The sequence below is a fragment of the Pseudomonas sp. SDO5591_S426 genome (genome assembly GCF_054070755.1).
In genome coordinates this window covers 1-7,459 of sequence record NZ_JBSVXD010000233.1, presented here as the reverse complement: position 1 = coordinate 7,459, position 7,459 = coordinate 1, and the positions used below count along the sequence as shown (strand labels likewise).

Genomic DNA, 7,459 nt, shown 5'->3' with positions numbered 1-7,459 from the left:
CAGCTCCTACAGGGCACCGGTGAATATGACAGACAGCAAAAAGGCGCCAATCGGCGCCTTTTTGCTGTACTGCGGTTTAACGTCAGGCCATTTCAGCCGTGGTCTCGAACTCGAAGGTCAGCTCGCCGTCCTTGATGTCGATGTGTACCACACCGCCATGTTCGGCCAGTTCGCCAAAGAGAATCTCCTCCGCCAGTGGACGCTTGATCTTGTCCTGGATCAGACGAGCCATAGGTCGAGCGCCCATCGCCGAGTCGTAACCGCCGGCTGCCAGCCAGCTGCGAGCCGCGTCGGTGACTTCCAGCAACACACGCTTGTCTTCCAGCTGCGCCTGAAGTTCGGTAAGGAACTTGTCCACCACACTTTTGATGACCTCATGGCTGAGGCGACCAAACTGGATAATGGTGTCCAGACGGTTGCGGAACTCCGGCGTGAAGCTCTTCTTGATCACTTCCATCGCATCGGACGAGTGGTCCTGATGGGTGAAACCGATCGACGCACGTGCTGCGGTTTCGGCACCGGCGTTGGTCGTCATGATGACGATCACGTTACGGAAGTCCGCCTTGCGCCCGTTGTTGTCGGTCAGCGTACCGTGGTCCATGACCTGCAACAGCAGGTTGAAGACTTCCGGATGCGCCTTCTCGATTTCATCGAGCAACAGCACGCAGTGTGGCTGCTTGGTGATGGCTTCTGTCAGCAGACCGCCCTGATCGAACCCGACATAACCCGGAGGTGCACCGATCAGACGCGATACGGTGTGGCGCTCCATGTACTCGGACATGTCGAAGCGAATCAGCTCGACGCCCAACGCCTTGGCCAACTGACGCGCCGCTTCGGTTTTACCGACACCGGTAGGCCCGGCGAACAGGAACGAACCGACAGGCTTGTCAGGCGACTTGAGTCCGGCGCGGGACAGCTTGATCGCAGTCGCCAACGAGTCGATCGCGGCATCCTGACCAAACACTGTCAGCTTCAAATCACGCTCAAGGTTACGCAGCAGTTCTTTGTCGGAACTGGTGACGTGCTTTGGCGGAATCCGCGCGATTTTCGCGACGATGTCTTCGACTTGCGGCACTTCGATGCGCTTCACACGCTTCTCGACCGGTTGCAGGCGCTGGTAGGCACCCGCTTCGTCGATGACGTCGATGGCCTTGTCCGGCATGTGACGGTCATTGATGTAACGCGAAGCCAGTTCGGCAGCCGCGCGCAGGGCTTCATCACTGTATTCGATATTGTGATGGCTCTCGAAACGCCCCTTCAGGCCGCGCAGAATACCGATGGTATCTTCCACCGAAGGCTCCGACACATCGACTTTCTGGAAGCGTCGCGCCAAGGCACGGTCCTTCTCGAAGATCCCGCGGAACTCCTGGAAGGTAGTCGAGCCGATGCAACGGATATCACCGGACGACAGCAGCGGCTTGAGCAGGTTCGAGGCATCCATAACGCCACCGGACGCAGCACCCGCACCAATGATGGTGTGGATTTCGTCGATAAACAGGATCGCCTGCGGACGTTTTTTCAGTTCATTGAGCAACGCCTTGAAGCGTTTCTCGAAATCGCCGCGATATTTGGTCCCGGCCAGCAAGGCTCCCAGATCGAGGGAATACACCACGCTGTTGGCCAGCAGGTCCGGCACCTGGTTGTCGACAATACGCTTGGCCAGGCCTTCGGCAATCGCGGTTTTACCCACGCCCGCCTCGCCCACCAGCAACGGATTGTTTTTGCGACGACGCGCCAGGATCTGGGCGACGCGCTCGACTTCCAGCTCACGACCTACCAACGGATCGATACGACCCTGGCGCGCGAGTTCGTTAAGGTTGCTGGCATAAGCATCCAGCGGATTGCCTGAAGAAGAAGACTCACCGCCCTCGTCATCCTGCATATCTTGCTCACCTTCAGAGTGATCGCCGTGCCCTGGCACCTTGGAGATGCCGTGGGCGATGTAGTTGACGACATCGATGCGCGCAACGCTCTGCTGTTTCAGCAGGAACACTGCCTGACTCTCTTGCTCACTGAAGATCGCGACCAGCACGTTAGCGCCAGTCACTTCGCGTTTGCCCGAGCTCTGTACGTGAAACACAGCACGTTGCAGTACACGCTGGAAGCCCAGGGTTGGCTGGGTTTCGCGATCCTCGTCATGGACGGGAATCAATGGCGTGGTGGAGTCGATGAACTCCTGCAGGTCATGCTTGAGTTTGTCGAGGTTTGCACCGCACGCACGCAAAACGGTGGCGGCAGCCTCATTGTCCAATAGGGCCAGCAGAAGGTGTTCGACGGTCATGAATTCATGACGCTTCGAACGAGCCTCCTTGAAGGCAAGATTGAGGGTGACTTCGAGCTCGCGGTTTAACATAGCTTCACCTCATACCCAAGTGTCCGGCGATTAACCGTCCTTCTCGATTTCACAGAGTAGCGGATGCTGGCTTTCCCTGGCGTACTGGTTGACCTGCATGGCCTTGGTCTCGGCGATGTCGCGGGTAAACACTCCACATACTGCCCGTCCTTCTGTATGGACGGCCAGCATGACCTTGGTCGCCAGCTCGCGATTCAGGTTGAAAAACACCTCGAGCACTTCGACGACGAAATCCATCGGTGTGTAGTCATCATTAAACAAAACCACCTTGTACATCGGCGGCGCCTGTAAAGCAGGCTTGGCCTCCTGAACAGCAATGCCTGCGGAATCGTCGTCGTGTTCCTCCGGGCGATCTTTCTGGAGAGTCGGGCGATCCTGATTGAATGTTAGTCGAATCTGGCTGATTGCATGCATGGAAAGAAAGGTTCGTCAGTTGTGCAAATACAGTGGTGGGGGCGGCCTTGGAGGATTTCAACTCCGACTGCCTGGTCACCTTGACTATCGGCAAAACGGTGTTACAACCAATAGAGCCCACAGTGGGTAAAAAAGGTCCGCGGAGTCAACTTTTTTCGAAGAAGTGACTGCGGATGAACTGGATGATACTCCAGTGATGGAGTCTGTTGCAGAGGGATATGAGCATGGCAGTAGGTAAGGTGAAGTGGTTCAACAACGCCAAGGGGTTCGGCTTCATCATTGAAGAAGGCAAGGACGAAGACCTGTTCGCCCACTTCTCTTCGATCGAGATGGATGGCTATAAGACCCTCAAGGCCGGGCAGCTTGTGAGATTTGAAATTATCCAAGGCCCGAAAGGCAACCATGCGATCAAAATCAATCCTGCCGAGGTCACTGCCGCAGCCCCAGCAGTCACCGCCTCGAAAGAATCGATTACAAGCTGATCACACCCTTTCATCCAGTCATAAAAAAACCGCCCGATTCAATCGCTTGAATCGGGCGGTTTTTGTCATGCCTGCCGTTCGCTTACATGTGCGAGATCAGCGCATCGCCGAAGCCTGAAGACGAAACCAGCTTGGCACCATCCATCAAGCGCTCGAAGTCATAGGTCACGGTCTTGGCGGAAATCGCGCCGTTGGTGCCCTTGATGATCAGGTCGGCCGCTTCGGTCCAGCCCATGTGACGCAGCATCATTTCAGCGGACAGGATCAACGAACCCGGGTTCACCTGATCCTTGCCTGCGTACTTCGGTGCCGTCCCGTGGGTGGCTTCGAACATGGCGACGGTGTCGGACAGGTTGGCACCTGGCGCAATACCGATACCGCCCACTTCCGCCGCGAGGGCGTCGGAGAGGTAGTCGCCGTTGAGGTTCAGGGTTGCGATCACATCGTACTCGGCCGGACGCAGCAGGATCTGCTGGAGCATGGCGTCGGCGATGGCATCCTTGACGACAACGTTCTTGCCGGTTTTCGGGTTCTTGAACTGCATCCACGGACCACCGTCGAGCAGGGTCGCGCCGAACTCTTCAGCCGCCACTTCGTAGGCCCATTCCTTGAAGGCACCTTCGGTGAACTTCATGATGTTGCCTTTGTGCACGATGGTCAGCGAATCGCGATCGTTGTCGACCACATATTGCAGGGCCTTGCGCGCCAGGCGCTTGGTGCCTTGCAGGGAAACCGGCTTGACGCCGATACCGCAGTTTTCGTCGAAACGAATCTTGGTGACGCCCATTTCTTCTTTAAGAAATTTGATGACCTTGGTGGCTTCCGGCGTACCGGCCTTCCATTCGATACCGGCGTAGATGTCTTCGGAGTTCTCGCGGAAGATCGTCATGTCGACGTCGCCTGGCTTCTTGACCGGGCTAGGCACGCCTTCGAACCAGCGTACCGGACGCAGGCAGACATACAGGTCGAGTTGCTGGCGCAGCGCCACGTTGAGGGAACGGATACCGCCGCCGACCGGCGTGGTCAACGGGCCCTTGATGGAAACCACGTAATCCTTGACCGCGTCCAGGGTTTCCTGAGGCAGCCAGGTGTCCTGATCGTAAACCTGAGTCGCTTTTTCCCCGGCGTACACTTCCATCCAGGAAATCTTGCGCTCGCCGCCGTAAGCCTTTTTCACAGCAGCATCGACAACCTTGATCATGACCGGACTGATGTCGACACCAATGCCGTCGCCTTCGATGAAGGGAATGATCGGGTTATTAGGAACATTGAGAGAATGGTCTGCGTTGACGGTGATTTTGTCGCCGACGGCTGGAACCTGAATCTTCTTGTAACCCATGCTGAACTCCATTGATTGGATTGAACATCTGGCTTGGTTCGAGCGTAACCCAGTTGAATCGGCGCGCAAACCCTATGTTCTATCCATATGCCGCAAAGCCCTGAAACTGGCGCGCTATAAGCCTGAAAGCAAAGGGAAAAGCGCCAAAATCAAGCACGACGAATGACACCTCGCCGCACTCGCCCCTGCGACCTTTAGACCAATGGACGAGAATCGTTGCGTATGAACCATCGGCAGATTGCCAGCTACCTATGTATAATGCCGCCGCTGACCAAAGGGTCACGACGACTGGAAGGCTCTACGATGAGACTTTCAGCCCGACAGGCCGGCCTGTTACCGCAGACCGGCTGCTTGACGCCCTACTGATGCACCCAACATCACAGCAACGAAATCTCGATATTCGGCTCATGGATGACTTTGAACGAACGCGCTTACCCGGCGCCCCTCGAGTTTCTGCGCACGCTTTAGCAAAGAAGAGAGAGTTAATCCGAATATGCCCACCCGCTCGAAGATCATCTATACCTTCACCGACGAAGCCCCAGCCCTCGCCACCTATTCACTGTTGCCTATCGTAGAGGCGTTCACCGCCTCGGCTGATATCGCCGTGGAAACCCGCGATATCTCTCTTGCAGGGCGCATCCTGGCCAGCTTCCCCGAGCAACTGGGCGACAAAGCCGTAGCCGACCACCTCGCCGAACTGGGCGCCCTGGCCGTTACGCCTGAAGCCAATATCATCAAACTGCCGAACATCAGCGCCTCGGTTCCGCAGCTGCAAGCCGCGATCAAAGAACTGCAAGCCCAGGGTTACGCGCTGCCGGACTACCCGGAAACCGTGACCAGCGACGCCGACAAAGAAGCCAAGGCCCGCTACGACAAGATCAAGGGCAGCGCCGTGAACCCGGTTCTGCGTGAAGGCAACTCCGACCGTCGCGCTCCGCTGTCGGTGAAGAACTACGCTCGCAAGCACCCGCACAAAATGGGCGCCTGGGCTGCGGACTCCAAGTCCCACGTTGCGCACATGAGCAGCGGTGACTTCTACGGCAGCGAAAAAGCCGCCCTGATCGACGCCGCTGGCGCCGTGAAAATCGAACTGATCGCTCAAGACGGCACCACCACCGTCCTGAAAGAAAAAACCAGCGTTCAGGCTGGCGAGATCCTCGATTGCGCGGTCATGAGCAAAAACGCTCTGCGGGCTTTCATTGCTGCTGAAATCGAAAGCGCCAAGGCACAAGGCGTGCTGCTGTCGGTTCACTTGAAAGCGACCATGATGAAGGTCTCCGACCCGATCATGTTCGGCCAGATCGTTGCCGAGTTCTATAAAGACGCACTGGCCAAGCACGCTGACGTGCTGGCACAGATCGGCTTCAACCTGAACAACGGCATCGGCGACCTGTACGCTCGCATCAAGGCCCTGCCGGCCGAGCAGCAAGCTGCCATCGAAGCTGATATTCAAGCGGTCTACGCCGCTCGCCCATCGCTTGCGATGGTCAACTCCGACAAAGGCATCACCAACCTGCACGTGCCGAGCGACGTCATCGTCGACGCCTCGATGCCGGCCATGATCCGTGACTCCGGCAAGATGTGGGGCACCGACGGCCAGCTGCACGACACCAAGGCTGTGATCCCGGATCGCTGCTACGCGACCATCTACCAGGCAGTGATCGAAGACTGCAAGGCAAACGGCGCCTTCGACCCAACCACCATGGGCAGCGTGCCGAACGTTGGCCTGATGGCGAAAAAAGCCGAAGAGTACGGTTCCCACGACAAGACTTTCCAGATCAAGACCAACGGTGTTGTCCGCGTGACCGACACCAACGGCACCTTGCTGCTGGAACAGTCGGTTGAAGCCGGCGACATCTTCCGCATGTGCCAGACCAAAGACGCGCCGATCCAGGACTGGGTCAAACTGGCCGTCAACCGTGCTCGCGCCAGCAGCACTCCAGCGATTTTCTGGCTGGACCCGATGCGCGCCCACGACGGCGTAGTGATCGAGAAAGTTCAGGCATACCTGAAGGATCACGACACTGCCGGTCTGGACATCCAGATCATGGCGCCAGTCGATGCAATGAAATTCACCCTGCAACGCACCCGCGAAGGCAAGGACACCATCTCGGTGACCGGCAACGTACTGCGTGACTACCTGACCGACCTGTTCCCGATCATGGAACTGGGCACCAGCGCCAAGATGCTGTCGATCGTGCCGTTGATGAATGGCGGTGGCCTGTTCGAAACCGGCGCTGGCGGTTCGGCTCCGAAGCACGTTCAGCAGCTGCTGGAAGAAAACTTCCTGCGCTGGGATTCGCTGGGTGAGTTCCTGGCCCTGGCCGCGTCCCTGGAACACCTGGGCGTGACCTACACCAATCCGAAGGCGCTGGTTCTGGCCAAGACCCTGGATCAGGCCACCGGCCAGTTCCTGGACAACAACAAGTCGCCATCGCGCAAAGTCGGCAACATCGACAACCGCGGCAGCCACTTCTACCTGGCGCTGTACTGGGCTCAAGCCCTGGCTGCCCAGACTGAAGACACTGCACTGCAAGCGCAGTTCGCGACCCTGGCCAAGACCTTGACCGAGAACGAGGCAACCATCGTTGCCGAGCTCAACGCCGTTCAGGGCAAGCCAGTCGACATCGGCGGTTACTACCACGCCAGTGCCGAGCTGATCAGCAAGGCCATGCGCCCAAGCGCCACACTCAACGCGGCGATTGCTGCGCTGGTGTAAGGTTGTAATGCTGTAAAGAAGCCCCGGCCCAGTGCCGGGGTTTCTGTTTGTGGTACTTATTGATCAACACAAACCCCTGTGGGAGCTGGCTTGCCAGCAATAGCCCCCCACCCTCCCCCACTAACACCAACCAACCCACCACACCCCCCAAC

The 7,459-nt window shown here is 57.7% G+C and carries 6 protein-coding genes; 3 read left to right on the top strand and 3 right to left on the bottom strand.

The window, feature by feature from the left end; genetic code table 11:
- Window positions 1–82: 82 nt before the first annotated feature.
- Both clpA and clpS read right to left on the bottom strand, forming a co-directional pair.
- The gene (gene clpA, locus ACW9JC_RS27110) at window positions 83–2,353 is read right to left on the bottom strand and encodes an ATP-dependent Clp protease ATP-binding subunit ClpA (protein ID WP_338581871.1); all 2,271 of its coding nucleotides are present in this window, start codon (window positions 2,351–2,353) and stop codon (window positions 83–85) included.
- 30 nt (window positions 2,354–2,383) lie between these two features.
- Window positions 2,384–2,767 (bottom strand): ATP-dependent Clp protease adapter ClpS, encoded by a 384-nt coding sequence (clpS, locus tag ACW9JC_RS27105; RefSeq protein WP_020799529.1) that lies wholly within the window; start codon window positions 2,765–2,767, stop codon window positions 2,384–2,386.
- A 224-nt stretch (window positions 2,768–2,991) separates the two neighbouring features.
- Between clpS and cspD the strand changes: the two genes are divergently transcribed.
- Window positions 2,992–3,249 carry a cold shock domain-containing protein CspD gene (cspD, locus tag ACW9JC_RS27100; RefSeq protein WP_457458844.1) on the top strand — a complete coding sequence of 86 codons (258 nt, stop codon included), beginning with the start codon at window positions 2,992–2,994 and terminating at the stop codon, window positions 3,247–3,249.
- An 82-nt stretch (window positions 3,250–3,331) separates the two neighbouring features.
- Here cspD and icd read toward each other — a convergent pair whose 3' ends face one another.
- Complete coding sequence (gene icd, locus ACW9JC_RS27095; protein ID WP_008015544.1) at window positions 3,332–4,588, bottom strand: NADP-dependent isocitrate dehydrogenase; 1,257 nt, start codon at window positions 4,586–4,588, stop codon at window positions 3,332–3,334.
- Here icd and ACW9JC_RS27090 point away from each other — a divergent pair.
- Both ACW9JC_RS27090 and ACW9JC_RS27085 read left to right on the top strand, forming a co-directional pair.
- Window positions 4,587–4,754, top strand: coding sequence for a hypothetical protein (locus tag ACW9JC_RS27090; protein ID WP_457458842.1), 168 nt, complete (start codon window positions 4,587–4,589; stop codon window positions 4,752–4,754). The two genes, icd and ACW9JC_RS27090, sit on opposite strands and share 2 nt — an antisense overlap.
- 327 nt (window positions 4,755–5,081) lie before the next feature.
- Window positions 5,082–7,307: an NADP-dependent isocitrate dehydrogenase gene (locus ACW9JC_RS27085; protein WP_457458840.1), complete on the top strand. Its 2,226-nt coding sequence runs from the start codon at window positions 5,082–5,084 to the stop codon at window positions 7,305–7,307.
- The last annotated feature ends 152 nt before the right edge of the window (window positions 7,308–7,459 follow it).